We start from the raw sequence: 24,815 nt of genomic DNA, 5'->3' as shown, positions 1-24,815 counted from the left end.
GCGGGGAGGCTGGAAGCGCCACCGTATCAGGGGTTCTGGAATCGGCCATGCCAAACGCCAACGCCGAAGGCGGGCGAGCGTTCGCCGCGATTCAACCAATCGCCTGCGGCTTGTCCCTGATCCACTGTGACAGAACCCATTTGCGGCCGCGTGCCGGCGGAAGACCGGCGTGCAGGGTGTCGGGATCCGGCGAGCCGTCGGGGCGAACGTTGACGAACAGAAGGGCGTCGCCCGTGCCGCCCCGGTAGCGTTGTCCGACCGAAGGAAAGTCGGTTTCACCGCCCGTGTAGTCGTCGTTCAGATAGATCAGGAAGGTCGCCACCCGTTGTCCGAGGATGGCGATCTCGTCCGCGAACCCGCCGGCCGCCGGATTGAAGAAATCATGGTGCGGCCGGTACTGCTGTCCGGGCGCATAGCAGAGCAGGTTGGGGGTCTCCAGGCAGGCGTTGGCCAGCCCTGTGGCGGCCGAGATGCGTGCCTGCGTCAGCAGGACGACGACATCGGTGTCGGCAAGGCCGATGCGGGCGACGCCATTGGTGCGCATGGGATCCGTGCGCGGCTGGCCGGTCGCCGGGTCATTGACCATGGCCGGCTCCATCGCGCCTTCGCCGCGCCGCATCAGCCAGCGGCAGACCTCGGGTGTCGCGAAGCGTTCGAAGGTGACGATACGCGGCGCATCCGACCCGACCTTGCCGGTCGGCGGCCTGATCCACGCGTCGATATCGACGCCCGCGCGGGCCTTCGCCCAGACGGCGGGCCCGTGGGTGGTCGAGGTGCGGATGCGGGCGGTGACGGCGACATCCGAGGTCAGCAGGGCCAGCTGGCGTTGTGCGGAGCGGTCGCCCAGAACAGCTGCGGCCTCGAGCAGGTCGAGGCTGTCCGACCAGCTCTGGTCCCGGCCCAAGCCGACGCCCGCCAGTACGGCCAGCCGCGCGGCGGCGGCGGGTGAGCCTGCCGCCTGTGCGGCCCTGAACGCCTCGACGGCTTGTTCCGGCTCGGGCGTCCCCATCATGCCGAGCAGCAGATCGAGGCCCGCCAGATAGAGGTCGTCGGCTTCAGCGGAGGTGGAGGGTTTCGCTGACGGCACGACCTATTGCGACCCGGCGGCCGGGTCCGTCGGCAAGCCGAAGACCTGACGCAGGAACAGGTTGGTCACCTCGGCCTGGGCGTCGGAGTTGGACTTCTTGCGGAAGCCGTGACCCTCGTCCATCGCCAGCAGGTACCAGACCGGGCGGTCGTGACCGCGAACGGCCGAGACGATCTGTTCGGCCTCCGAGCGCGGAACCCGCGGATCGTTGGCGCCCTGGATGACCAGCAGGGGCGCGGTCATCCGGTCGGTCAGGTTCAGCGGCGAGATCTGGTCGAAGATGGCCCGCATCTCCGGATCGCGCTCGTCGCCATATTCCGCCCGGCGCAGGTCGCGGCGATAGCCCTCGGTGTTCTGCAGGAAGGTGACGAAGTTCGAGATGCCGACGATGTCGACGACGCCGGCCAGACGATCCGGATAGGCCGCGCTGGAGGCCAGCACCATGAAGCCGCCGTACGATCCGCCGTGGACGACGACGCGCGACGGGTCGAGGTCGGGCTGGGTTGCGATCCAGTCCAGCAGGGCGCCGATGTCCTTCACCGAGTTCTGGCGCAGCGGGCCGTTGTCCATGGCCACATAGGCCTTGCCGTAGCCGGTCGAGCCTCGGACGTTCGGCACGATCACCACGGCGCCGAGGTCGTTGACCCACTGCTGGTAGCCGGGGTTGAAGCCGGGGCGCGACTGGCCCTCGGGGCCGCCGTGGATGTCGATAATGACAGGGGCGCGGCCGTCGACCTCGCGCGGCTTGTAGACGAAGGCCGGAACGCTGAGCCCGTCGAAGGAGTCGAAGCGCACCAGCTCCGGCGTCACGAAGGTCGAGGGATCGACCGGGCCGACTTCGGACTCGGTCCAGCGGGTCAGGCCGCCGTTCTCGACATCCCATGTCCAGACATCGCCCGAGCTGGACGGGGTCGACAGGGTCAGGGCCAGGGTCCGGCCGTCCGGAGAGAACTCCAGACCGCCGGCCGTGCCGACCGGAAGCTCGGGCTGGGGCAGGGCGCGGCGGGTGCGCAGGTCGCGCACATGGACCTTGGCGTAACCGTCCTCGTTCACGGTGTAGGCCAGAAGGCGGCCGTCGTCGGACAGCTCGACACCCTCGACGTCCCAGTTCAGATCGTCGACCAGCGGTGTCACCGAGCCGTCGGCGACCGACACCTGCACCAGGCGGCTGAAGTCCGAGCCCTCGTCGCTGGTGGCGATGACACTGCGGCCGTCCGGCGTCAGGGAGGCGTCGCCCCAGGAAATCTTGCCGTCGGTCGGGCGCAGCTCGCGGGCCTGACCGGTGGTCAGGTCCAGCACCCACAGCTCGCTTTCCTGCACCGAGATGTATTTGCTCATCAGCAGGGTGCGGCCGTCGGCCGAGACATCGACCGGAGACCAGCTGCCCTCGCCGCGATGGACGACGCGGCGCTCGCCGGGACGTTCGACGTCGCCGGCGATGATTTCATAGACCGACTGACCCGGCCGGACCTGCGACCAGAAGGCGGTCTTGCCGTCGCGGGAGAAGAGCAGGCTCTGGTTCCGGGTGCCGGCCTCGGTCAGGGCGATCTCGCCGCCGTGCTCGTCCGCCAGATAGATCTGGAAATATTCAGCTCCGCCGGCATCGCGCGAATAGGCGTAGCGGTTCGTGCCCGGAATGACCGTGGCGCCGCCGATCGGCTCGCCGAAGAAGGTCAGCTGGCGGCGGTCGGCGCCCGGGGCGGCGACGCGGTGCAGCTGGGAGGTCTCGCCGAAGCGGGTGCTGATGAGGATGGAGCCGTCGGCCATCCAGTCCTGAAAACCGGCGCCGCGGGCGTTGCGATAGCGCTGGATCTGCGGACGCAGGCTGGCCGGGATCGCCGGCACGCCATCATAAACCAGCGCCCCGACCTCGCGCCGCTGCGGCGCCTCGGCGGTCTGGGCGATGGCCATCGGGGCGGTGGTCGCCAGAAGCACGGCGGCGAGGGCCAACGGGCGGACAGTCCTGCGGATCATGTGTTCAACTCCCTGTTCGGTGCGGACTAGACGATGACCCTGCAGGGCTGACAAGGGCCGGTAGCCGCCCGCGCCTTGTCTTGGCCGGACTTTTCCGCCATAAGCCGCCGCTTCCGACGCAAGTGAACCTCGCGTCTCCTCCCACACGACCCCGGTTCCCGCGCTCAAGCCGCGTAGCGTTAGCGCTTCAGGGATGTCCGGACGAGGTGGGCGAGAACCCTCTGCCGACGTGATCGTCGCCAGAGGCCGTTGTCGTATGGAGCCGTTTCACCTGCGCCAAAAGAGGTAGTGAATGTTCGAGGCTCTGAACGAGCGGCTGACAGGCGTCTTCGACCGGATCACCGGTCGCGGCGCCCTGTCCGAAAAGGATGTCGCCGAGGCGATGCGCGAGGTTCGCGTGGCGCTGCTCGAGGCCGACGTCGCCCTGCCCGTCGTCAAGGACTTCATCGCCTTCGCCACCGAGCGCGCCACCGGCGAGGAAGTCATCCGTTCGGTCAAGCCGGCCGATCAGGTGGTCAAGATCGTCTACGACGGCCTGATCGAGATGCTGGGCGGCGAGGAGCCGGTCGGCATCAATCTGAACGCCACGCCGCCCGCCGTCATCCTGATGGCCGGCCTGCAGGGTTCGGGTAAAACCACGACCTCGGCCAAGCTGGCGCTGCGTCTGACGAAGTTCGACCGCAAGAAGGTCATGATGGCCTCGCTGGACACGCGTCGTCCGGCGGCCATGGAGCAGCTCGAAACCCTCGGCAAGCAGATCGAGGTCACGACCCTTCCGATCGTGAAGGGCGAGAGCGCGGTCCAGATCACCAAACGCGCGCTGCAGTCGGCGAAGCTGCAGGGCTTCGACGTCCTGATCCTCGACACCGCCGGCCGCATCACCCTCGACGAGGCCCTGATGGCAGAGGTGGCCGAGGTGGCCGCTGTCGCCAAGCCCGTCGAGACCCTGCTGGTCGCCGACAGCCTGACCGGTCAGGACGCCGTCCGCACCGCCCGCGCCTTCCACGAACGCCTGCCGCTGACCGGCCTGGTCCTGACCCGCGCCGACGGCGACGGCCGCGGCGGCGCCATGCTGTCGATGCGCGCCGTCACCGGCCTGCCGATCAAATATCTGGGCGCCGGCGAGAAGGTCGACGCCCTCGACGTCTTCGACGCCCGCCGCGTCGCCGGCCGCATCCTGGGTCAGGGCGATATCGTCGCCCTGGTCGAGAAGGCGAGCCAGGAGCTGGACGCCTCCAAGGCCGAGGCCATGGCCCGCAAGCTGGCGAAGGGGCAGTTCGACCTGAACGACCTCGCCGCCCAGCTGCAGCAGATGAAGAAGATGGGTGGTCTTCAGGGCATCATGGGCATGCTGCCCGGCGTCGCGAAGATGAAGGCCCAGATGGCCGAGGCCAATGTCGACGACCGCATGATCGCCCGTCAGGAAGCGATCATCAGCTCGATGACCAAGGCCGAGCGCAAGAAGCCCGACCTGCTGAACGCCAGCCGCAAGAAGCGCATCGCCGCCGGCGCCGGGGTCGAGGTTCAGGAGATCAACCGCCTGCTCAAGCAGCACCGGCAGATGGCCGACATGGTCAAGTCGCTGTCGCGGGGCGGGCCGAAGAAGATGCAGCAGATGGCCGCCATGCTGGGCGGCCTCGGCGGCGGAGGAATGGGCGGTCCGGACATGGCCCGCCTGAAGGCGATGGGCGGGGGCAAGATGCCCGAGCCGAGCGCCGACGAACTGAAAGCCATTCAGGACCGGCTCGCCGGGCTTGGAAACCCTCTCGGGGGCGGCGGACAACTTCCGGGAGGGCTTCCGGGCCTCCCCGGCTTCCCCAAAAAGAACTGACTACCGAAAGAGACCTGAAATGCTGAAGATCCGTCTGGCCCGTGGTGGCGCCAAGAAGCGCCCGTACTACTACATCGTCGTCGCCGACTCGCACGCTCCGCGCGACGGCAAGTTCATCGAGCGCGTCGGTTCGTACAACCCGATGCTGCCGCGCGACGGCGAGCAGCCGCGCGTCACCCTGAAGGCCGACCGTATTTCGGAATGGCTGTCGAAGGGCGCCCAGCCGACCGACCGCGTCGCGCGCTTCCTGTCGCAGAACGAAGAGCTGGCCGGCAAGGTCAAGTGGACCCAGGGCAACAACCCGAACAAGGCCCAGCCGGGCAAGAAGGCGCAGGAACGCGCCGCCGAGCGCGCCCAGCGCGAAGCCGACCGCGCCGAAGCCGAAGCCGCCGCCAAGGTGGAAGCCGCTGAAGCCGCCGAGCGCGCCAAGGCTGAAGCCGCTGCCGCCGCCGCCGCTCCGGCTCCGGCTGAAGAGCCGGCCGCCGAGGAAGCTCCGGCCGCCGAAGTCGCCGCTGAAGAGGCTCCGGCCGCTGAAGCCGCTGCTGAAGAAGCGACCGAAGAGAAGTCGGAAGGCTGATGTCTTCCGGTTCGCCGGACTGAACATCGAAAGGCGGCGCCCGCGGGCGTCGCCTTTCTGCTATCCGGGGCTGACCCCATGCGGAGCGAGCGATTGGCGCAGGACGACAAACTCATTCTCGTGGCCCAAGTGGCCGGCGGGTTCGGCGTGCGCGGCGACGTGCGGGTGACGGCCTATACGGCCGACCCGATGGCGCTGCTGACCTATCGCGACCTGCTGCGCGCGGACGGCTCCACCGGCCTGACCCTGCTGTCCGGACGGCCGGACAAGAACGGCGTGGTCGGCAAGGCGAAGGAAATCACCACCAAGGAACAGGCCGACGCCCTGCGCGGGCTCAAGCTGTTCATCCCGCGCGACCGCCTGCCGGAGCCGGAAGAGGACGAGTTCTACCTGACCGATCTGATCGGCCTTCAGGCGCGCGACCCCGAGGGCGTGGTGCTGGGAACGGTGAAGTCCGTCCAGAACTTCGGCGCCTCGGACATGCTGGAGATCGCGCCCGCCGCCGGCGGCCCGACCTGGTATCTGCCCTTCACGCGCGACGCCGTGCCGGACGTCTACCTGTCGGACGGCTGGCTGCTGGCGGTTCGCCCGAACGAGGTCGGCGAGCGCGAGCCGGACTAGCTGTTGTCCTCGGTCGGCGCGCTCGGCCCGTTCTTCTTGATCGAGTCGATGGCGTTCTGCGCCGAGGCTTTCGACGAATAGCCTTCGGTCGAGAAGAGGGTCTCGGAATTGTATTTGAAGCGGACGCGGAACTCGCCCGCCTTGTCCTTGTAGATCTCGAACTTGTGCGCCATGGCCGTTCTCCTGTTCGGAGCGCCACGGCGCCAGAAGGCGGCGTCGCCGTAAAGTCGGCGACCGGACACAGTGTCGTGAGGGCGGCTCAGTTCGTCTTGCGCCAGCGCAGCGCCGCCAGCGTCACGAAGCCCGCCAGCAGGCCCCAGAAGGCCGAGCCGATGCCGAACAGAGCCACGCCCGAGGCGGTGGCGGCAAAGGCGATCACAGCCGCCTCCCGGTCCTTCGGCTCGGCCATGGCGCCGGTCAGGGCGCCCGTCAGCGGTCCGATCAGGGCCAGCCCCGTCAGCACCGCCAGAGCCGCCGGCGGCATGGCGATGAACAGCCCGGCCAAAGGCGCGGCGAACAGGGCGACGATCAGATACAGGGCGCCGTAGATCACCCCGACCCACCACCTGCGCGACGGATCCGGATGGGCGTCCGGCCCGGTGCAGATGGCCGCGACGATGGCCGCCAGATTGATGCCGTAGGCTCCGAAGGGCGCCAGCATCACCGTCGCCAGTCCGGTCGACAGCAGCAGCGGTTCGGGCGGCGGCTCGAAGCCCGAGGCCTTCAGCACCACCAGCCCCGGCAGGTTTTGCGAGACGAGGGTCACGAGGAAAAGCGGCACGGCCAGGCTGATCGCCGCGACCGGGTCGAACACAGGCAGAACCGGGTGCAGTTCGCCGAACAGATCCGTGCCGGGCGGCAAGGTGACCTGCCCTCGCACGGCCAGCACCGCGAAGGCGCCGACCAGAACGGCGGGAAGGGCCCAGCTCGGGGCCAGACGGCGCATGATCAGGAAGACCGCGAACAGGCCTGCAGCCAGGGCGATGTCCGTCGGGAAGACCAGAAACAGCTTGATGCAGAAGGGCAGCAGCACGCCCGCCAGCATGGCCGAGGCGATGCCGCCGGGGATGCGCGCGGCCAGCCGACCCAGCGCCGGGACCAGCCCCGTCACCACCATCATCGCGCCGGCCAGCATGAAGGCGCCGATCGCCGTCGGCCAGCCCAGACCCAGCGTCGAGGCCGCCAGCAGGGCCGCGCCCGGCGTGGACCAGGCCAGGATGATCGGAACCTTCAGCCGCCAGCTCAGCAGCATGCCCGGCACGCCGATGCCGAGGCACAGGGCGGTGACCATGGAGACGATCTGCGCCGGCGAGGCGCCCAGCACCTGTCCGGCCTGAACCACCAGCGCCACGGTCCCGCCGAAGCCGATCACCGTGCCGACCGCGGCGGCGGTGAAGACGGACACGGGCAGGCGCGAGGGGCTCATCCCTCGCGCTTACCGTCCGGCTGGATCGAGGGGAAGGCTTACGCCTCCTCGCTGTCGCCCAGACCCATCATGTGGAAGCCGGCGTCGACGTGGACGACTTCGCCGGTGGTCGAGAAGCCGAGGTCCGAGCACAGCCACAGGGCGGCGCCGGCGACGCCCTCCATCGAGGTGTCCTCCTTCATCGCCGACATGGCGCGGCCTTGGGCGATCATGCCGCGACCGCCCGAGATGCCGGCCAGCGACAGGGTGCGCATGGCGCCGGCCGAGATGGCGTTGACGCGAATGCCCTTGGGACCGAGGTCGCGGGCGATGTAGCGGGTCGCCGCTTCCAGGCCGGCCTTGGCCACGCCCATGGTGTTGTAGTTCGGGATGGCCCGCTCGGCGCCGAGGTAGGTCATGGTGACCATCGAGCCGCCGTTCGGCATCAGCCTGGAGGCGCGTTTGGCGACGTCGACGAAGCTGAACACCGAGATGTTCATGGCCAGCAGGAAGCTGTCGCGGGTGGTGTTGTCGACGAACGAGCCCTGCAGCTCGTTCTTGTTGGCGAAGGCCACCGAGTGGACGACGAAGTCGATCGTGCCGAAGGTCTTCTCCAGTTCCTCGAAACAGGCGTCCATCGAGGCGTCATCGGTGACGTCGGCCGGGACGATCAGCTTGGCGCCGACGCTCTCGGCCAGCGGACGCACGCGACGCTCCAGCCCTTCGCCGAGGTAGGTGAAGGCCAGTTCGGCGCCCTGGGCGGCCAGCTGCTGGGCGATGCCCCAGGCGATGGAGTTGGCGTTCGCCACCCCCATGATCAGGCCCTTCTTGCCCTTCATCAGTTCGCCCTTGGGCATGTTCCAGGCGGATTCGGCGGCCATCGGCGCTCTCCTCAAATCAATGGCGCCTTTCTGGACGGTCCGGCGTTCAGGGGCAAGCGAGGGGAGAGCGTGTTCGTGGCCCGGGTCGCCGGGCGCGTCAGGTTCCGACGGCTGATCTGCATCGGACCACGGGCAAGGATGGCGTCATGAGCCTCCTCGCCGCGACCCTCGCCCTGACGATCGGCGCCTTCCCGGAGGCCGTCGCGCCGCGGGACCGGACCGAGGTCGCTGTCGTGTTGGTGACGCTCGATAGTCTTCGGCGCGGGCAGGAAGCTTATGGCCGGGGCCGACTCGAACGGCTCGGCGACCCGAGCTGGGGGATGTTCCGGTTGGCGCGGGCGTCAGTTCAGCCCGATCGCTTCGAGTCATGCCTCGACGATCGCATGGGCGCCGGGCTCGACTACTGCATCCGGTTCTACCTGACGCGAGCCGAGGCGCCGGCAGGACCCCCGGTCGTGGTGGTCGTGCTCGACGACGATCCGGAGACCGCGCCCCGCCACATCGACGGTCAAACCATGCGCGTGACCTGCTTCGGTCGCGGCGTGGTCCCGGCCGACGCCGGCCTGCAGGACACATGGCTCTGGCCGGGCGCAGCCCGCATGCATGGCGTCAGGGATCTGGACCGGGACGACGATGCGCTCGCCGCCTGCATCACTGCGGCGGCGTCGGAGCGCTGGACCGGGCTGAGACAGCCCGACCGGAACTGATCGTTCAGACCTTCGACAGGATCAACGTGCCGTTGGTGCCGCCGAAGCCGAACGAGTTCGACATCACGTGCTTCAGCGGGCCGTCGTGGCGCTTGCGCAGGATCGGCATGCCCTCGAACTCGGGATCGAGGTTCTCGATGTGGGCGCTTTCCGACGCGAAGTCGTTGTCCATCATCAGCAGGCAATAGATCGCCTCCTGAGCACCGGCGGCGCCCAGCGAGTGGCCCGTCAGCGACTTGGTCGAGGAGATCATCGGCAGCTGGTCGCCGAAGACGTTGCGCACCGCGCCCATCTCCTTGCTGTCGCCGACCGGCGTCGAGGTGCCGTGCGGGTTCAGGTAGTCGATCTTCGGATTGCCGGCCATTTCCAGCGCCAGCTTCATGCAGCGCTCGGCGCCCTCGCCCGACGGGGCCACCATGTCGTAACCGTCCGAGTTGGCGGCGTAGCCGGTGACTTCGGCATAGATTTTCGCGCCGCGCGCCACGGCTCGCTCGTACTCTTCCAGCACCACGATGGCCGCGCCGCCGGCGATGACGAAGCCGTCGCGGTCCCTGTCATAGGCACGACTCGCGGTTGCCGGGGAATCGTTGAAGTTGGACGACATGGCGCCCATGGCGTCGAACATGTTGGACATCGACCAGTCGATGTCCTCGCAGCCGCCCGCGAAGACCACGTCCTGCTTGCCCCAGGCGATCTGTTCCGCGCCGGCGCCGATGCAGTGGGCGCTGGTCGCGCAGGCCGAGCTGATCGAATAGTTGATGCCCTTCAGCTCGAACCAAGTGGCGAGCACGGCCGAGGGGCCCGAAGCCATGGCTTTCGGCACCGCGAACGGCCCGATGCGCTTTGGCGAACCTTTTTCGACGGTCGTCTGGGCCGCCTGCAGGATCACCTGCGTCGAGGGACCGCCCTCGCCGACCACCAGACCGATGCGCGGGTCCTTGATCTCGTCGGGCGACAGGCCCGAGTCCTTCAGGGCTTCCTCGAAGGCGATGTGCGCCCAGGCGGTGCCGTTGGCGAGGAAACGGGCTGCGCGGCGGTCGACCTTGTCGGCCCAGTCCTCGGCGGTATGGCCCATCGAGGGCGGCGCCCAGACCTGCGAGCGGAAGCCGTGCGCGGCGTGATCGGCGGCGTGCTGGACGCCCGACTTCGCTTCGCGCAGCGAGGCGGTGACCTCTTGGGCCCCCGTGCCGATGGAGGAGACAATGCCCAGGCCGGTGACAACGACACGCCGCATGGTGGTTTCCTTCTTGGTACGCTCGGTCGCCGCGTTCGCCGCGGTCTCGGAAGAGATAGGGACTTATTCGCCGGCTGCTGCTTCGGCGGTTGCGCCGAACAGGCCAACGCGCATGTCGTTGCAGGTGTAGATCACCTCGCCGTCGGCCTCGAGCACGCCGTCGGCGATGCCCATGACCAGCTTGCGGTTGATCACGCGCTTCAGGTCGATCTTGTAAACGACCTTCTTGACGGTCGGCAGGACTTGGCCGGTGAACTTCACCTCGCCGACGCCCAGCGCGCGCCCCTTGCCCGGACCACCGATCCAGCCGAGGTAGAAGCCGACCAGCTGCCACATGGCGTCCAGGCCCAGGCAACCCGGCATCACCGGATCGCCGATGAAGTGGCACTGGAAGAACCAGAGGTCCGGATGGATATCCAGCTCGGCCTCGACATAGCCCTTGCCGTGGGCGCCGCCGTCCGCGCTGATCTGCGTGATGCGGTCGAACATCAGCATCGGCGGAGCCGGCAGCTGGGCGTTGCCCGGTCCGAACAGTTCGCCGCGGCCCGAGGCCAGCAGGGCTTCGTAATCGAACGAGGACGGATATTTCGACTGGCTCAAGGACGCTCTCCGGCGGTTTCGACGCCGGGGTACACGAGGCTTCGCGCCGTCTCAAACCTTTTCAGACGAAGTTCCCGCCCGCGAGGGACCGGTTCAACGCGTCGAACGGCCCCGCCCGGCGGGCCGATTGGCGTTGCACAGCGGGCGTTCCTGGGCTCCGAAAACGGCCCTTTGCTGCACCCAGCCGCGCATCCGGCGGATGCGGACCTCGCACCAGCCGTCCTCGCACTCGTCCATCGACACCAGCGAGCGCGGCGACAGGCGGGCGCGCACCGACGAGGTCGCCGAGCGGCTGGAGTGGATCGGGATTTCCTCTGCGGAGGCGTTGAAGAGGCTGCGTCGACTGGACACGACCGAGCGGTGGACCCAGGCGACGGCGCCTTCCGGATCGCAGATCTTCCGCCATTCGGTGGTCTCGGCGATCACCTGAACCGGGAGGCCCGAGGTCTGGTATTCCCACATGATCCGGTAATCGAGGCCGGGTCCTTCCCGGGCGCGCACCTCATCCGACTTCAGCGACAGCCAGCGCGGCACTGGCTGGCGACTGGGGGTCGGGCGACCGTCCGGCATGGTCTGCGAAGCGGTCGTCAGCGCGGCCACGCCCAGCAGGCCTGTGACGACCAGAACCCGCCTGAGGCGTTCGCGCGCTTTGCCAGACACCGGGAGGACCATTAAAGCCGGAGTGAATCGGAGTTGAAGCCGCCAATGTCCCCGCCCAGGCTTAAGGTCGTATTAACCAGACGCTTGCCGGACGCGGTCGAGACGCGGATGCGCGAGCTGTTCGACGCCGAGCTGAATCTGACCGACAGGCCAATGGATCGGGCGGCGCTGGAACACGCCGTCAGCTATGCCGACGTCCTGTCGCCAACCATCACCGACACCATCGACGCCGACCTGATCGACAAGGCCGGACCGCGGCTGAAAATGATCGCCAATTTCGGCGCGGGCGTGGACCACATCGATATCGACGCCGCCGTGGCGAAGGGGCTGATCGTCACCAATACGCCGGGCGTCCTGACCGAGGACACAGCCGACCTCGCCATGAGCCTGATCCTCGCCGTCAGCCGCCGCATCGTCGAGGGCGCGCAGGTGATGCAGGAGGGCCGGTTCGGGGGCTGGACCCCGACCTGGATGACCGGGCGCAAGCTGTGGGGCAAGCGGCTGGGCATCGTCGGCATGGGTCGCATCGGCCAATCGCTGGCCCGCCGGGCGAAGGCCTTCGGCATGCAGGTCCATTATCACAACCGCAAACCCGTTCCGGACATGATCGCCGAGGAGCTGGGCGCGACCTGGTGGGACGATCTGGACCAGATGCTGCAGCGAATGGACGTCATCTCGCTGAATTGCCCGGCGACGAAGGAGACGCATCACCTGCTGTCCGCCGACCGTCTGGCCCGATTGCAACCTCACGCCATCCTGATCAACACCGCCCGCGGCGAACTGATCGACGAGGCGGCGCTGGCCGAGGTCGTGGCGACGCGCCGGATCGCCGGTGTCGGTCTGGACGTGTTCGAGAACGAGCCGGCCGTGCATCCCGGCCTGATCGGTCACGCCAACGTCGTCCTGCTGCCCCACCTCGGCTCGGCGACGATCGAGGCCCGTCAGGACATGGGTGACCGCGTCATCGCCAACATCATGACCTATGCGCGCGGCCACCGTCCGCCGGACCGCGTCATCCCTGCGATGCTCTGACGTGCACGCTTGACGTAACGGCGCACCTTCGGTTGTGTGTCGAGACAAGCGTCGGGGGACAATAGTGAAATCTGTATCGAAGGCGGCAGCGCGGATGGCGCTGTCGCGGCGTGGTTTAATGCTCGGCGGCTGTCTGCTCGGCGGTCTGGTCATGGCGGGAGGGGCGTCTGGCGCAACCCGGTCTGTCGCTCCGTATCGGCTGGAGGACTTCTTCGGCCGCAACCGGACGCGGGCTGTCAGTCTCTCGCCGAACGGCGCCCGCATTGCGGTGCTGGACCAGTTGGGGACCGAGGAGCAGCCGCAAGGCGTCATCGACATCATCCGCGCCGAGGATCCCGAAGGATCCCGCCAACGCATCGAGCTGGGCGCTGTGGTTGCCGAGGCGATGCGGTGGGGCAGCGACGACCGTCTTCTGGTGCGGGTCGCCGTCACCCAGGCCGCTCGCGCGCAGATGGCCACCGGCTCCAACCGCCGAAGCCGTACGGCGGAACTCACCGCGAGACGTGTGATCTCGATCCATGTCGGCACGGGCGAGGCCGTGATCCTGTTCAACGATCAGCGCGAACGGATGCGACACTCGGTCGATATGGGCCGGGTCGTCGACATGTTGCCCAACGATCCTGACCACGTCCTCATGACCGCGTGGGAGCGGGAGGGCGTGCTGGGGCTGCACCGGGTCAACATCGCGACCGGCGCAGCCGAACGGATAGAGCGCGGCTCGGGCCTCACGATCGGGTGGCAGACCCAGGGCGGTGCGGCGGTCATGCGCCACGACCTCAACTCGCGCGGCACGATGGAGACGGTCTACGGCCGCGCTCCGGGAGAAACGGACTGGAAAATGGTGCGCCAGACCCGCGTGGTCGATACGCCGGACTTCGCGTGGGTGGCCGAAACCGATCGTCCGGGCGTGGTTCTGGTCCGGGCTCGCACGGCGGGCGATGATTTCGAGGCGGTGCGGGAACTGGATCTGCGCACCCTCGCCATGGGGCAGCCGATCAACGCCCGTTCGGGGCGGGACGTCAGCTATGGCCTGAACGACAGCGCCGGAAACTTCCTCGGCGCCGCCTACTACGCCGAACATCTCGAGTACGAGTTCGCCGAGCCGGCGTTGACGCCGCACCACGCCGCCCTGCGGCAGTTCTTCGAGAACGAGTGCGATGTCCATTTGACGGAGGTGTCGCGCGACCGGAACCGCTTCATCGCCTATGTCACCGGACCGAGGGAGCCGGGGGCCTGGTACTTCTATGACAGGGCGGCCCGGGCGATCGTCGGCGTCGGCGCTCGCCGGACCTACGACGCTGAACGACTGGGATCCAACGAGACTCTTTCCGTCACCACCCGGGATGGCGCGGTCATCGAGGCCTATCTGACGGCGCCGCCCGGTGGCGCGCCTGGGCCGCTGGTGGTTCTTCCGCACGGGGGACCCGAGATGCGCGACACCCAGGCCTGGGATCATCAGGTCCAGGTGTTCGCGGCGCAGGGGTGGTGGGTGCTCCGGCCGAATTTCCGGGGCTCGGGCGGCTATGGCCTCGACTTCGCGCGCCAGGGCTGGACCCGATGGGGCGACCGCATGCAGGAGGATGTCGAGGACGCCGTCGTCCACGTCGTCAATGCCAAGGGGTTGCCTGCCGACAAGGTCGCGATCGTGGGGACGAGCTACGGCGGCTATGCAGCCCTGATGGGCGCCGCAAAACGGCCGGACCTGTACCGGGCGGCGATCGGGATCTGCGGTGTCTACGATCTGCCGGACATGCTGGCGTGGGAAGAGCGCGAGGACGAGCTTCCCGGCAAGCCGACCTACGAGTTCTGGACCAGACGGATCGGAGATCCGCGCACCATGGGTCCGGCGCTCGCGACGGCTTCACCCCGTCGACGTGTTCAGGACCTGACGTGCCCGATCCTGCTGGTGCATGGGGTGACCGACACGGTCGTGCCCGTCATTCAGTCCAGGCGCATGCACGAGGCCCTGAGAGCCGCCGGGAAGGCGTCGGAACTGATCGAGATCGAAGGCTTCGGCCACGGCGACTGGCCTGCGGGTCAGGAGCGGGAATTGATGGAGCGCTACGTCACCTTGCTGGGTCGAGCGTTCGCCTGACCGCAGTCCGGGCAGTCCGGGTCGGCGGCGACCTTCGCGGTGCGCGCCGAGCCGGTCAGGCCGTCGTAGATCAGCAGGCGGCCGGACAGGGGCTCGCCCGCGCCGGCGATCAGCTTGATCGCCTCCAGGGCGGCCATGGACCCGACCACGCCGGCCAGCGCCCCGATCACCCCGACGCGTGAGCAGGTCTCGGCGTCCGGCGGCGCGTCCGGCACCATGCAGCGATAGCAGGGCCGGCCGTGGAAGACCCCGACCTGACCGCTCCAGCGGCCCAGCGCGCCCGAGACCAGCGGGATGCCCGCCGCCGTGCAGGCTGAACTGACGGCGAACCGGGCGGCGAAGTCGTCCGTGCCGTCGATTATGACGTCGCAGTCGGCGATCAGTGCGGCGGCATTGGCTGAGGTCAGGCGTTCCGCCCGGTGCTCGATCACGACGTGGGGGTTCAGGGCCGACAGGGTCTCCGACGCCGCCTCGATCTTGGGGCGGCCGATGTCGGGCGTCGCAAAGGCGATCTGGCGTTGCAGGTTGGACAGGCCCACCGTGTCGTCGTCGATCAGGCGCAGGGTCCCGATGCCGGCCGCAGCCAGATACAGGGCCGCCGGCGCACCCACGCCGCCCACGCCGATCAGGCCGACGCGCGCGGCCTTCAGCCGCTGCTGCCCCGGGCCACCGACCTCGGACAGCACCAGGTGGCGGGCGTACCGCTCGATCTCGTCTTCGGAAAAGCTCACCCGCCCCAGTTAGGCGCTGCGAGCCGTCAGGTCACGCCCTCAGGCGGCCTTGCGCAGCTCCAGCATCGCCTCAGCCTCGTTGGCGGTGATGTTGGGGATGCCGGTCAGGCCGGCGCGCTCCAGCAGGGCGGCCGGGTCGCCGCACAGGCTCATCGGCTCGTCCATGGCGCGGCCCGTGATCGGCATGTCCACGAGGACGCGCACATTGGCGTGGCGCGGGTCGGCCAGCAGGCGGCGCATCAGGCGGTCCAGATCTGTCCGGGCGCCCTCCAGAACCTGCAGGATATGCCCGCGGTGGAACATGATGCAGCCGGTCAGGTGGTCCCGACGATTATTGATTTCCGACTCGCCCAGGATCTGGGCGATCGACAGGACCGACGTACCGGTCGCGCCAACGGCTTCGCTGGCGTAGATCACTCGGTGAAGCACGTTGCTTCCTCTCGATGTGGGGAAATACGGTACAGAATTGCTATGTAACCCGTTACATCGGCTATAATATGGCTAAGCTCAGCGTTGTTTTGTCTTCGCTTTCCGCTTGCGCGGCCGCATTTCGGACTCCATCTGAAACAGATGACTAACGACACGACCCCCTCGCCGGGCTGGCACGGCACAACCATCATCGCGGTGCGCAAGAACGGCCGCACCGTCATCGCCGGCGACGGCCAGGTCTCCATGGGACCGACCATCGTCAAGGGCGCGGCGCGCAAGGTGCGGGTTCTGGCCGGCGGCAAGGTGCTGGCGGGCTTCGCCGGCGCGACGGCCGACGCCTTCACCCTGATCGAGCGGCTGGAGGCCAAGCTGGAGCAGTATCCGGACCAGCTTGCCCGCGCGTGCGTGGACCTGGCCAAGGACTGGCGCACGGATCGCTATCTGCGCCGGCTCGAGGCCATGCTCCTGGTGGCGGACCGGAGCTCGATCTTCACCGTCACCGGCGTCGGCGACGTGCTGGAGCCGGAGCACGGCGTCGCCGCTGTCGGCTCGGGCGGCAACTACGCCCTGTCGGCGGCGCGGGCCCTGATCGAGAACACGGACCTGGACGCCGAGACCATCGCGCGACGGTCGATGGCACTGGCGGCGGAAATTTGCGTCTACACCAACGGCAACCTGACGGTGGAGACGCTGGAGTAAGGGTGCGTCCTGTGGTTGTGTTGTGCGTGCTGGAGGAGGTTCATCACCAAGAGCACCAAGGATGCACGAAGGACACCAAGGGATATCACCGGTCTCCTCCGCCATCGACCAGATCGGCCGCCGGACGCTGAACGCCGCTTTCGCGGTTCATCGCGCTTTGGGGCCGGGTCTGCTTGAGAGCGTCTACGAGGCCTGTCTGGCACAGGAGCTCGGCAAGGCCGGACTGAGATGTCAGAGACAGGTCGGTGTTCCAGTCACCTACGACGAGGTGCGGGTCGATGTCGGCTATCGCATCGATCTTCTGGTCGAAGGCTCGGTGGTCGTGGAGGTGAAATCGATCGACGCACTGGCGTCGATCCGTACGGCGCAAATCCTCACATACCTGCGGTTCTCAGGCGCGAGGCTCGGCTACCTGATCAACTTCAACAGCGTGCTTCTCAAGAACGGCATCCGTCGCGTCGTTCTCTGACACCTTGGTGTCCTTCGTGCATCCTTCGTGTCCTTGGTGATGAACCCGACACCGCCAACCCCGCGCCGCCGCCCCAATCGCCGCACCCCTCCCCAAGCCACCGCCACCGCCCTATCTCAACCAAATGACCGACCTCTCCCCCCGCGAAATCGTCTCAGAACTCGACCGCTTCATCGTCGGCCAGCACGACGCCAAGCGCGCCGTGGCCGTGGCCCTGCGCAATCGCTGGCGTCGCAAGCGCGTGCCTGAGGATTTGCGCGACGAGGTTACGCCCAAGAACATTCTGATGATCGGGCCGACGGGCGTCGGGAAGACCGAGATCGCGCGGCGGCTGGCGAAGCTGGCCGGTTCGCCCTTCCTGAAGGTCGAGGCGACCAAATTCACCGAGGTCGGCTACGTCGGCCGTGACGTCGACCAGATCATGCGCGACCTCGTCGAGGCCGCCCTGCTGATGGTGCGCGACAAGCGCCGGGCGGGGGTGAAGGCCAAGGCCGAGGGGCAGGCCGAGGAGCGGATCCTCGACGCCCTCGTCGGCCCCGGCTCCCAGCCGGCCACCCGCGACAGTTTCAGGAAGAAGCTACGGGCCGGCGAACTGGACGACAAGGAGATCGAGATCCAGCTGGCCGACACCGCCAACCCGATGCAGGGGCTGGACCTGCCCGGCGGCGGCAATGTCGGGATGATCAATCTGTCCGAGATGCTGGGCAAGCTGGGCGGCCAGAAGACCAAGTCGGTCAAGCTGACCGTGCGCGACGCCGTCGGCCCGCTGACGACCGAGGAAAGCGACAAGCTGCTGGATCAGGAAAGCCTGACGCAGGAGGCCCTGCTGCTGGCCGAGAACGAGGGCATCGTCTTCCTGGACGAGATCGACAAGGTCGCCGCCCGCTCAGACGCCCGCGGCGCCGACGTCAGCCGCGAGGGGGTGCAGCGCGACCTGCTGCCCCTGATCGAGGGGACGACGGTCTCGACCAAATACGGGCCGGTGAAGTCGGACCACGTCCTGTTCATCGCCTCGGGCGCCTTCCACGTCGCCAAGCCGTCGGACCTGCTGCCCGAGTTGCAGGGCCGTCTGCCGATCCGGGTCGAGCTGAAGGCCCTGACCCGCGACGACTTCGTGCGCATCCTGACCGAGCCCGAGGCCAATCTGATCCGTCAGAACCAGGCCCTGCTGGCCACCGAGGATGTGACGCTGACCTTCACGCCCGACGCGGTCGAGGCCATGGCCGACGCGGCGGTGGCGGCCAACTCGACGGTCGAGAACATCGGCGCCCGCCGCCTGCAGACGGTGCTGGAGCGGGTGCTGGAGGAGACCAGCTTCAAGGCCTCCGACCTCGCCGGCCAGACGGTCGAGTTCAACGGCGAGGCGGTGCGCGAGAAGATCGGCGAACTGGCGAAGAACGCCGACCTGAGCCGCTACATTCTCTGACGGTTTCATCCTCGCGAGCATCCGGACCCTTCCCTCGCGCGTATTCATCGTGGGGGAAGGGAGAGACCGCATGACTATCCGCACGGCCGCACTGGCCCTTCTGATCGCTTCCGCCCCTGTGGCTGCTTCGGCCCAGGTCGCCAGCATCGACATGGACCGCTTCGACGGCCGCTGGTTCGAGATCGCGCGCAGCCCGAACGATGCGCAGAAGGACTGCCGCCGCGCGCAGATCGATTTCACGCCGCAGGCCCAGGCCAATCGCTATGGCATCGTCGTCACCTGCACCCGCCGGGCGGACGGCGAGGTCGAGACGTTGCGGGCCAACGCCCGGGTGACCAATCCCGGGACCAACACGCGCTTCCGCTTTACCCTGACCGGCCTGCTGGGCGTCGGCGGTCTGGCGGGCCAGAACTATCAGGTCTTCGACCACGCTCCGGACTACAGCTGGGCCATCCTGGCCCTGCCCAACAAGTCGGACTGGTGGGTCTGGCACCGCAGCCAGAGCCCTTCCGAAGCGGTCCGCGCCGAAACGCTGAGGCGCGCCCGCGCCGCGGGTCTCGACACCGGCGAGGTCGTGCATACAGGGCGGTAAGCCGGTCGACCGTGTTGCGGACGCTCCGCCTCTCGCGCAGACTTCCCGCGAACGGCATGGGGGCTGGCATGAACCGCATCGATGGCGACGTCGCTTCGAAAATCATCCTGATCCTGGGGGTGGTCCTGTTGATCGCGGAACGGTTCTGGATACCGGCAGCGACCGTGTTCTGGCTCGGCATCGGCTTCTGTTGCGTCGGACTCGGACGCATCAAGGAGCTCGATCAGAGCCGGACGCCCGGTCGAACCACAGGCAGTTGAAACCGGAACACATCCGGAACATAACTTCGGCATGCCCGCCGCCGCCCTCCAGATCGATCTCGTCTTCAGCCGTCCCGAGACCACCCTGTCAGTCACGCGCGGGGCGGCGCGGCTGATGGTGGATCTGGGCTATGCGCCGCTGCTCGAGGTCTGCCTGCCGAACGGGCGGCGGGCCGATGTGATGGCGCTGGGGCCGAAGGGCGACATCGTTATCTGCGAGGTGAAGTCCGGCATCGAGGACTATCGCGTCGACCGGAAGTGGGGCGAGTACGGCCCCTTCTGTGACGCCTTCTACTTCGCCGTCGCGCCGGAGTTTCCGCAGGACATCCTGTCGGTCGATCCGGGACTGATCGTGGCCGACGGCTTCGGCGGGGCGGTGGTGCGCGATGCGCCGCTGAATCCGCTGGCCCCCGCCCGGCGCAAGGCCCTGACGATCGCATTCGGGCGGCTGGCGGCGATGCGCAGCCTCAGGGATCAGGCGGCGGGCTGAGCCGGCGCCTGGACCGGGCCGCTCTCGCCGGCGCTCATGATCGCGGCCTGGGAGGCGGCGCAGCCGGACAACTCCTCGCTCCCGATCTTCACCCGTGCGGTCAGCGGATAGGTGCGGTCGCTCATGCCGTCCGAGCATTCGGTGGCGGCCAGCATGATCGAGATCGGCGAGCCGTTGGCCGTGGCGGTCTCGTAGGTCGCCACCGTGCCCTGCAGGGTCGGCGCGGGCAGGGGCGCGCGCTGCTCGGGGCGGTCGACGCCGGAATAGACCAGCTCGTTTCCGCTCAGGGTGATGCCCCAGAAGGGTTCGGTGCCCAGCAGGCGGACCGGTTCGTTCAGGTTCACCCCCGCCAGTTCGACGGGCACCTCCGGTTCGGTCGGCGCGGGCGCGGGACCTTCGGCGCCCGGCGAGCAGGCCGACAGGACGAGGGCGGAAGCGGCGGCGAGGGCGATCAGACGCATGGCGAACTCCGTGGGGTGCGGCAGGAAGCCCGCCGCCACGCCCGCGGTCAAGTCACAGCCAGCCCTTGCGTTTGAACCACAGCAACGGCGCGATGGCCGACAGCACCATGGCGGTGACCGCCAGCGGATAGCCGAACGGCCAGCTCAGCTCGGGCATGTGCTCGAAATTCATCCCGTAGATCGAGGCGATCAGCGTCGGCGGGAGGAAGGCGACGGCCGCGACCGAGAAGATCTTGATGATCGACGACTGCTCGATGTTGATCAGCCCCAGCGCCGCCGACAGCTGGAACTCGATCGACGCGGCGACGGCCTGGTTGTGGATCATCAGGCTCTCGGCGTCGCGGGTCAGGGCGTTCAGATGGTCGCGGATCTCGCGGGACCGGACCAGTTCGGCCGAGTCGACGAAGACGAAGATGCGCGCCAGCCCGGCCAGGCTCTGCTCCATGCGGGCATTGGCGATCTGGGCGCGGCCCAGCTTGGTGATCAGCTTCTCGAACCCGACCGTGCGTCCGCCCGAGAAGACGTGGCTGGCGATGCCTTCGACCCGCGCGGCGTTTCTCGACAGGATGTCGGAAGCCCGGTCGATGATGGTCTCCATCAGGATCAGGAACATCTCGGCCGAGGTGGCGCACAGCGCCGGCTCCCGCTGCATCTTCTCCATCACCATGCTGAACGGCTTGGGGTCGGCGTAGCGGATCGTGACCAGCGGACCGCGCGAGACGATGAAGGTCACGGGATCGACGCCCGGGATCTCGTCATCGCCGTGGGTGATGATGTCGGCGGTCAGATAGGTGGCGCCGCCCTCGCGATAGACGCGGCTGGAGGCCTCGATCGACGCCATCTCGGCGCGGGTCGGCACGGACAGGCCCAGAGCCCGCTCGACGGCGGCGTCTTCCTCGGGCGTCGGTTCGATCAGGTCCAGCCAGACGGCGTCGGCGGGTAGCGCCCAGCGCGCATTGGCGATCACGGGCTCGCTGGTCTGGCAGCCCCGGCGATAGACGCGGATCATGGGAGGGGCCCTCGCAGGGGCCGGGGATCAGGGTTGGCCGGCCGTGTGCGAAGCCGAGGCCATGAGAATCTCGCCGGCGGGCTGCTGCGGCGCACTGGCGTAGATGAAGCCGTTTGTCGGATAGACGGTGGTGCCCAGATCATGGATCGGGTTGTACCAGACCTTCACCTCGGTCCAATCGTTGTCGTCAGACACGTCCACGACGGTGACATTCTCCTCGACCTTGCCGCGGCTGCCGCCCCAGTTGGCGTGGGTCACGCGGATGACGCGGTCGGTCAGGATTTCAGAGACGACGGCCACGTGGCCGAGGCGCATGCGGCCGCTCGAGGCGAAGCTGAGCACCGACCCGGTCTGCGGACGCTGGCCGGTCTGGAACCGCTGCTGGGCCTGACGCCACCAAGTGTGGGCGTCGCCGAAGATCTGGATGCCCGAGAACATGCGGGCGAAGGTCACGCACTGCCAATACGGATCGGCCTGCGCGGCGGGGGCCGTGAAGCCCAGCGCGAAGAAACCGAGGGTCGCTGCAACCGCAGCGGCTTTGAGCCGTTTGATCATGCTTGGGGCTTTCCCGACCTGCCTTGAAACAGTCCGTAACGGATAGTTTGGCCGGGTTGAAGTCCCCTTTCAGGCGAGTTCGGTGTGCGCTTTCGTCGCACCCGAAGCTTTGCGGTTTTTGTCCGCCCACCCTCTCAAAGCCTTGCGGGCCGGACGTTCGACGAGGTGGTAGGTCGCCACCGCAGCGACCGGAATGGCCGCGACAACGGCCAACCACACAATCACGTGAAAACGTTTGTCGTCGGCCCCGACCAGCTTGGCAGCGACGTTCGTCGACACCAGCAGGGCCGGCGCGCAGACCATGTAGATCGAGTAGCTGATCTCGCCGAGATAGACCCCGGCCTTCGAGGCGAAGACGCCGGCCTTGTCGTTGGCCAGCGACCCCAGCGCCAGAATCAGCGCCCCGGCGAACAGCACGGTGATGGGGTCCCACAGGCCCAGCGAGGCGCTGGCGATCACGGCCGCGCCGCTCAGCAGGGCGACCGGCCCAGCGAACGGGATCGGGCCGCGGCGGTAGACCAGATAAAGCGCGCACCCGAGCATGAAGCAGGGCACGATCCGCAGTGCGCCCCAGCGGAACGTCGCCTCCGTCAGGGAGAAGCCGGCCAGCCGCTCGAACACGGCCCAGATGCCCAACCCGACCACGGCCGCCAGAACCACGGCCACGGCCGGGAACTGCCGCAGCCGCCACGCCACGAAGGCGAAGGCCGGGAAGGTCAGATAGGCGAACCACTCCGCCGAGATCGACCACGAGGGGTGGTTGAACGCCGAGCTCGGCGCCAGGCCCCAGGCGTGGGTCATGGTCAGCTGGGCGGGCAAGGAGCGCCAGTCGGTCAGGCTGGCGTCGACATCCAGTCCCGCGACGCCGGCCGCGATGCCCAGTCCGACCATGCCGAACAGGGTCACCAGATGCAGCGGATAGACCCGCGCGATCCGCGCCCACAGGAAGCCCTTGTGCGAATACCGCTTCTCGCCGGCCGCCTCGAGATAGACGTGGCTGAGGATGAAGCCCGACAGGACGAAGAAGACCTCGACGCCCAGATAGCCCTTCGACACCGCCACCGGCGTGAAGCCGACGGCCAGATGCGGCCATGCGGTGTAGAGCACCACCCAGGCGGCGGCGAGGAAGCGCAGCGACGTCAGCGCGCGAAGATCGGGGGGCGTGGCCACGGGCGTCATGCCCGCAGCCCTACAGCCTCAGAGTCTTGAAACCGTTAAGCCGTGCACTCGGCCGGTTTGGTCTCGCCCGGCCCGTACATGGCACAGGAACGGTCGATCTCGTCCTGGATCATCTGGCAGGGGTTGGCCGGGTTGCACGGCGGATGGCTGGCCGGGCTGACGCGGGTGCAGCGGCTGGCCAGCGCCACGGCGGCTGCGGAACCCCTCTCGGTTTCACAGGCGACGGCGGCGCCTTCGGCCGGAGCCTCGGCTTCTTCCTGCGGCGGGGCGTCGGCGGGCATCATCGGCTCGGCGGTCGAACCGGCGGCCGCCTCGGCGGGAGCGGGGGCGTCAGCGGGCGCCTCGGCCGGCTGGCTGCATGCGGCGAGCAAGGCGAGGGCGGACAGAAGAACTGGCAGGCGCATGGATCGTCTCCCGAGAGGTTCGGGAGACGATGCCCGCTTTCGACGTGGGGTTAAAGCCTCAGCGGCCCAGCGCGGCCCGCTGCAGGGCGAACAGCTCGGCGCAACCGCCCTCGGCCAGCTGGAACAGGCGGTCGAACTCGGCGCGCGAAAAGCCGCGCTTCTCGCCGGTGGCCTGGATCTCCACGATCGCGCCCGAACCGGTGAGGACAAAGTTGCTGTCCGCCTCCGCCGAAGAGTCTTCCTCATAGTCCAGATCCAGCACCGGCTGGTCGCTGCACACGCCGCACGACACGGCCGCGACCTGATCCAGAATCGGATCGTTGGCCATCACGCCCTCGGCGCGCAGGTAGTCGAAGGCCGAGGCCATGGCGACCCAGGCGCCGGTGATTGCGGCGGTGCGGGTGCCGCCGTCGGCCTGGATCACGTCGCAGTCCAGAACCACCTGACGCTCGCCCAGCGCCTTCAGATCGACGACGGCGCGCAAGGACCGGCCGATCAGGCGCTGGATTTCCTGCGTGCGGCCGGTCTGCTTGCCGGCGGCGGCCTCGCGGCGTCCGCGGGTGTGGGTCGCGCGCGGCAGCATGCCGTACTCGGCCGTCACCCAGCCGGCGCCCTTGCCACGCATCCAGCCCGGAACGTTCTCCTCGACCGAGGCGGTGACCAGCACCTTGGTATTGCCGAACGACACCAGGCAGGAGCCCTCGGCGTAGCGGTTCACCCCGGTCTCGAGCGTCACCGTGCGTAGTTGTTCGGGGGTGCGGCCGGAATGGCGGGGCGTGGTCATGGGACAGGTCCTTGGAAGCAATCGCGGGGCTGCTTATCCTGAAACCATGAGCCTGTCCCCCTCCAAGCCCGGCAAGGTCCGTCTGCGCCCCGCGACCCTCGCGGACGTGCCGACGTTGCAGGCGTGGGACCGCGAGCCGCATGTGATCGCCTGCTCCAGCGACCGGCCCGACCTCGACGTCGCCTTCGACGGCATCGACTGGCCCGAGGAACTGGCCGAGCGCTCGCCGGTCAGCTTCTACGACATCGCCGAGGTGGATGGCCGGGCCATCGGCGTCATGCAGGTCTGCGACCCGCATCTGGAGCCAACCCACTACTGGGGCGAGATCGAGCCGGGACTGCAGGCGATGGACATCTGGATCGGGCCTCCGGACGCGCTCAACCGAGGCTACGGCACGCAGATGATGACCCTGGCCATCGATCGCGCCTTCGCCGATCCGTCGGTAGAGGCCATCGTCATCGACCCTCTGAACACCAACACCGAGGCGCATCGCTTCTATCACCGCCTCGGCTTCCACGACGTCGGCCGACAGCTGTTCAATGACGAGGACGATTGTCTGGTGATGCGGCTGGATCGGGCCGTGTGGGAGGCGCGCGCATGAAGTCCCCGTTGCTGACCTCGAC

29 protein-coding genes are annotated in these 24,815 nt (G+C 68.1%); 13 read left to right on the top strand and 16 right to left on the bottom strand.

The window, feature by feature from the left end:
- Positions 1-91: 91 nt before the first annotated feature.
- Together ABDZ95_RS02820 and ABDZ95_RS02815 are read right to left on the bottom strand one after the other, a co-directional pair.
- Positions 92-1,087 (bottom strand): prolyl hydroxylase family protein, encoded by a 996-nt coding sequence (locus ABDZ95_RS02820; RefSeq protein WP_343790047.1) that lies wholly within the window; start codon positions 1,085-1,087, stop codon positions 92-94.
- A gap of 3 nt (positions 1,088-1,090) precedes the next feature.
- A complete protein-coding gene (locus ABDZ95_RS02815; protein ID WP_343790043.1) occupies positions 1,091-3,061 on the bottom strand; it encodes a S9 family peptidase in 1,971 nt (656 codons plus the stop codon).
- Positions 3,062-3,353: 292 nt separating this feature from the next.
- On the opposite strand from ABDZ95_RS02815, the gene ffh reads away from it, so the two are divergent.
- The 3 genes from ffh to rimM all read left to right on the top strand — a co-directional run bounded on the left by ffh (position 3,354) and on the right by rimM (position 6,090).
- Positions 3,354-4,892 (top strand): signal recognition particle protein, encoded by a 1,539-nt coding sequence (ffh, locus tag ABDZ95_RS02810; RefSeq protein ID WP_343790040.1) that lies wholly within the window; start codon positions 3,354-3,356, stop codon positions 4,890-4,892.
- Positions 4,893-4,911: 19 nt separating this feature from the next.
- Positions 4,912-5,469, top strand: a complete 558-nt coding sequence (gene rpsP / locus ABDZ95_RS02805; protein WP_343790037.1) for a 30S ribosomal protein S16 — start codon at positions 4,912-4,914, stop codon at positions 5,467-5,469.
- A 93-nt stretch (positions 5,470-5,562) separates the two neighbouring features.
- Entirely contained in the window at positions 5,563-6,090 is a 528-nt protein-coding gene (rimM, locus tag ABDZ95_RS02800) for a ribosome maturation factor RimM (RefSeq protein WP_343790034.1), read from the top strand.
- Here the strand turns inward: rimM and ABDZ95_RS02795 are convergent.
- From ABDZ95_RS02795 to ABDZ95_RS02785, 3 genes are all read right to left on the bottom strand, one after another.
- Entirely contained in the window at positions 6,087-6,263 is a 177-nt protein-coding gene (locus ABDZ95_RS02795; RefSeq protein WP_343790031.1) for a YegP family protein, read from the bottom strand. The genes rimM and ABDZ95_RS02795 overlap by 4 nt on opposite strands.
- An 86-nt stretch (positions 6,264-6,349) precedes the next feature.
- Positions 6,350-7,516: a benzoate/H(+) symporter BenE family transporter gene (locus ABDZ95_RS02790; RefSeq protein ID WP_343790028.1), complete on the bottom strand. Its 1,167-nt coding sequence runs from the start codon at positions 7,514-7,516 to the stop codon at positions 6,350-6,352.
- Positions 7,517-7,554: 38 nt separating this feature from the next.
- A complete protein-coding gene (locus ABDZ95_RS02785; protein ID WP_425542958.1) occupies positions 7,555-8,352 on the bottom strand; it encodes an enoyl-ACP reductase FabI in 798 nt (265 codons plus the stop codon).
- A 170-nt stretch (positions 8,353-8,522) separates the two neighbouring features.
- Between ABDZ95_RS02785 and ABDZ95_RS02780 the strand changes: the two genes are divergently transcribed.
- Positions 8,523-9,083, top strand: a complete 561-nt coding sequence (locus ABDZ95_RS02780) for a hypothetical protein (protein WP_343790022.1) — start codon at positions 8,523-8,525, stop codon at positions 9,081-9,083.
- Between the two features lie 4 nt (positions 9,084-9,087).
- Here the strand turns inward: ABDZ95_RS02780 and fabB are convergent, their stop codons facing one another.
- From fabB to ABDZ95_RS02765, 3 genes are all read right to left on the bottom strand, one after another.
- Positions 9,088-10,317 (bottom strand): beta-ketoacyl-ACP synthase I, encoded by a 1,230-nt coding sequence (gene fabB, locus ABDZ95_RS02775; RefSeq protein ID WP_343790019.1) that lies wholly within the window; start codon positions 10,315-10,317, stop codon positions 9,088-9,090.
- Positions 10,318-10,380: 63 nt separating this feature from the next.
- Entirely contained in the window at positions 10,381-10,917 is a 537-nt protein-coding gene (fabA, locus tag ABDZ95_RS02770; protein ID WP_343790016.1) for a 3-hydroxyacyl-[acyl-carrier-protein] dehydratase FabA, read from the bottom strand.
- Between the two features lie 93 nt (positions 10,918-11,010).
- The gene (locus ABDZ95_RS02765; protein ID WP_343790013.1) at positions 11,011-11,577 is read right to left on the bottom strand and encodes an SH3 domain-containing protein; all 567 of its coding nucleotides are present in this window, start codon (positions 11,575-11,577) and stop codon (positions 11,011-11,013) included.
- A gap of 45 nt (positions 11,578-11,622) precedes the next feature.
- On the opposite strand from ABDZ95_RS02765, the gene ABDZ95_RS02760 reads away from it, so the two are divergent.
- Positions 11,623-12,609: a 2-hydroxyacid dehydrogenase gene (locus ABDZ95_RS02760; RefSeq protein ID WP_343790010.1), complete on the top strand. Its 987-nt coding sequence runs from the start codon at positions 11,623-11,625 to the stop codon at positions 12,607-12,609.
- A gap of 118 nt (positions 12,610-12,727) precedes the next feature.
- On the top strand, positions 12,728-14,704 hold the full coding sequence (locus tag ABDZ95_RS02755) for an alpha/beta hydrolase family protein (protein WP_343790008.1): 1,977 nt from the start codon (positions 12,728-12,730) through the stop codon (positions 14,702-14,704).
- On the opposite strand, the gene ABDZ95_RS02750 is transcribed toward ABDZ95_RS02755, so the two are convergent.
- Together ABDZ95_RS02750 and ABDZ95_RS02745 are read right to left on the bottom strand one after the other, a co-directional pair.
- Positions 14,671-15,435, bottom strand: coding sequence for a HesA/MoeB/ThiF family protein (locus tag ABDZ95_RS02750; protein ID WP_343790004.1), 765 nt, complete (start codon positions 15,433-15,435; stop codon positions 14,671-14,673). The two genes, ABDZ95_RS02755 and ABDZ95_RS02750, sit on opposite strands and share 34 nt — an antisense overlap.
- Before the next feature lie 39 nt (positions 15,436-15,474).
- Positions 15,475-15,864, bottom strand: a complete 390-nt coding sequence (locus ABDZ95_RS02745) for a BLUF domain-containing protein (protein ID WP_343790001.1) — start codon at positions 15,862-15,864, stop codon at positions 15,475-15,477.
- 141 nt (positions 15,865-16,005) lie between these two features.
- Between ABDZ95_RS02745 and hslV the strand changes: the two genes are divergently transcribed.
- From hslV to mmcB, 6 genes are all read left to right on the top strand, one after another.
- Complete coding sequence (gene hslV, locus ABDZ95_RS02740; protein ID WP_343789998.1) at positions 16,006-16,563, top strand: ATP-dependent protease subunit HslV; 558 nt, start codon at positions 16,006-16,008, stop codon at positions 16,561-16,563.
- A 61-nt stretch (positions 16,564-16,624) separates the two neighbouring features.
- A complete protein-coding gene (locus ABDZ95_RS02735; protein WP_343789995.1) occupies positions 16,625-17,032 on the top strand; it encodes a GxxExxY protein in 408 nt (135 codons plus the stop codon).
- A gap of 124 nt (positions 17,033-17,156) precedes the next feature.
- Positions 17,157-18,458, top strand: coding sequence for an ATP-dependent protease ATPase subunit HslU (gene hslU / locus ABDZ95_RS02730; RefSeq protein WP_343789992.1), 1,302 nt, complete (start codon positions 17,157-17,159; stop codon positions 18,456-18,458).
- A 70-nt stretch (positions 18,459-18,528) separates the two neighbouring features.
- Positions 18,529-19,050: a lipocalin family protein gene (locus ABDZ95_RS02725; protein WP_343789988.1), complete on the top strand. Its 522-nt coding sequence runs from the start codon at positions 18,529-18,531 to the stop codon at positions 19,048-19,050.
- Positions 19,051-19,118: 68 nt separating this feature from the next.
- Positions 19,119-19,310: a hypothetical protein gene (locus ABDZ95_RS02720; protein ID WP_343789985.1), complete on the top strand. Its 192-nt coding sequence runs from the start codon at positions 19,119-19,121 to the stop codon at positions 19,308-19,310.
- Between the two features lie 31 nt (positions 19,311-19,341).
- Positions 19,342-19,800, top strand: coding sequence for a DNA repair putative endonuclease MmcB (gene mmcB / locus ABDZ95_RS02715; RefSeq protein WP_343789982.1), 459 nt, complete (start codon positions 19,342-19,344; stop codon positions 19,798-19,800).
- Here the strand turns inward: mmcB and ABDZ95_RS02710 are convergent.
- The 6 genes from ABDZ95_RS02710 to rph form a co-directional block, all read right to left on the bottom strand.
- Positions 19,785-20,312, bottom strand: coding sequence for a COG3650 family protein (locus ABDZ95_RS02710; RefSeq protein ID WP_343789978.1), 528 nt, complete (start codon positions 20,310-20,312; stop codon positions 19,785-19,787). The two genes, mmcB and ABDZ95_RS02710, sit on opposite strands and share 16 nt — an antisense overlap.
- Position 20,313: 1 nt before the next feature.
- The gene (locus ABDZ95_RS02705; protein WP_343789975.1) at positions 20,314-21,270 is read right to left on the bottom strand and encodes a magnesium transporter CorA family protein; all 957 of its coding nucleotides are present in this window, start codon (positions 21,268-21,270) and stop codon (positions 20,314-20,316) included.
- A gap of 27 nt (positions 21,271-21,297) precedes the next feature.
- Positions 21,298-21,825 carry a CHAP domain-containing protein gene (locus ABDZ95_RS02700; RefSeq protein WP_343789972.1) on the bottom strand — a complete coding sequence of 176 codons (528 nt, stop codon included), beginning with the start codon at positions 21,823-21,825 and terminating at the stop codon, positions 21,298-21,300.
- 69 nt (positions 21,826-21,894) lie between these two features.
- Positions 21,895-23,004, bottom strand: coding sequence for an acyltransferase family protein (locus ABDZ95_RS02695; protein ID WP_343789969.1), 1,110 nt, complete (start codon positions 23,002-23,004; stop codon positions 21,895-21,897).
- A gap of 35 nt (positions 23,005-23,039) precedes the next feature.
- Positions 23,040-23,408, bottom strand: coding sequence for a hypothetical protein (locus tag ABDZ95_RS02690; RefSeq protein ID WP_343789966.1), 369 nt, complete (start codon positions 23,406-23,408; stop codon positions 23,040-23,042).
- Between the two features lie 58 nt (positions 23,409-23,466).
- Positions 23,467-24,192, bottom strand: coding sequence for a ribonuclease PH (gene rph / locus ABDZ95_RS02685; RefSeq protein ID WP_343789963.1), 726 nt, complete (start codon positions 24,190-24,192; stop codon positions 23,467-23,469).
- Positions 24,193-24,238: 46 nt separating this feature from the next.
- Between rph and ABDZ95_RS02680 the strand changes: the two genes are divergently transcribed.
- Positions 24,239-24,793, top strand: coding sequence for a GNAT family N-acetyltransferase (locus ABDZ95_RS02680; RefSeq protein ID WP_343789960.1), 555 nt, complete (start codon positions 24,239-24,241; stop codon positions 24,791-24,793).
- Positions 24,794-24,815 lie beyond the last annotated feature (22 nt).

It is taken from the genome of Brevundimonas kwangchunensis (assembly GCF_039523815.1).
GTDB lineage: Bacteria > Pseudomonadota > Alphaproteobacteria > Caulobacterales > Caulobacteraceae > Brevundimonas > Brevundimonas kwangchunensis.
The sequence above is the reverse complement of the archived record's forward strand: the minus strand, read 5'-3'. Positions and strand labels throughout refer to the sequence as shown.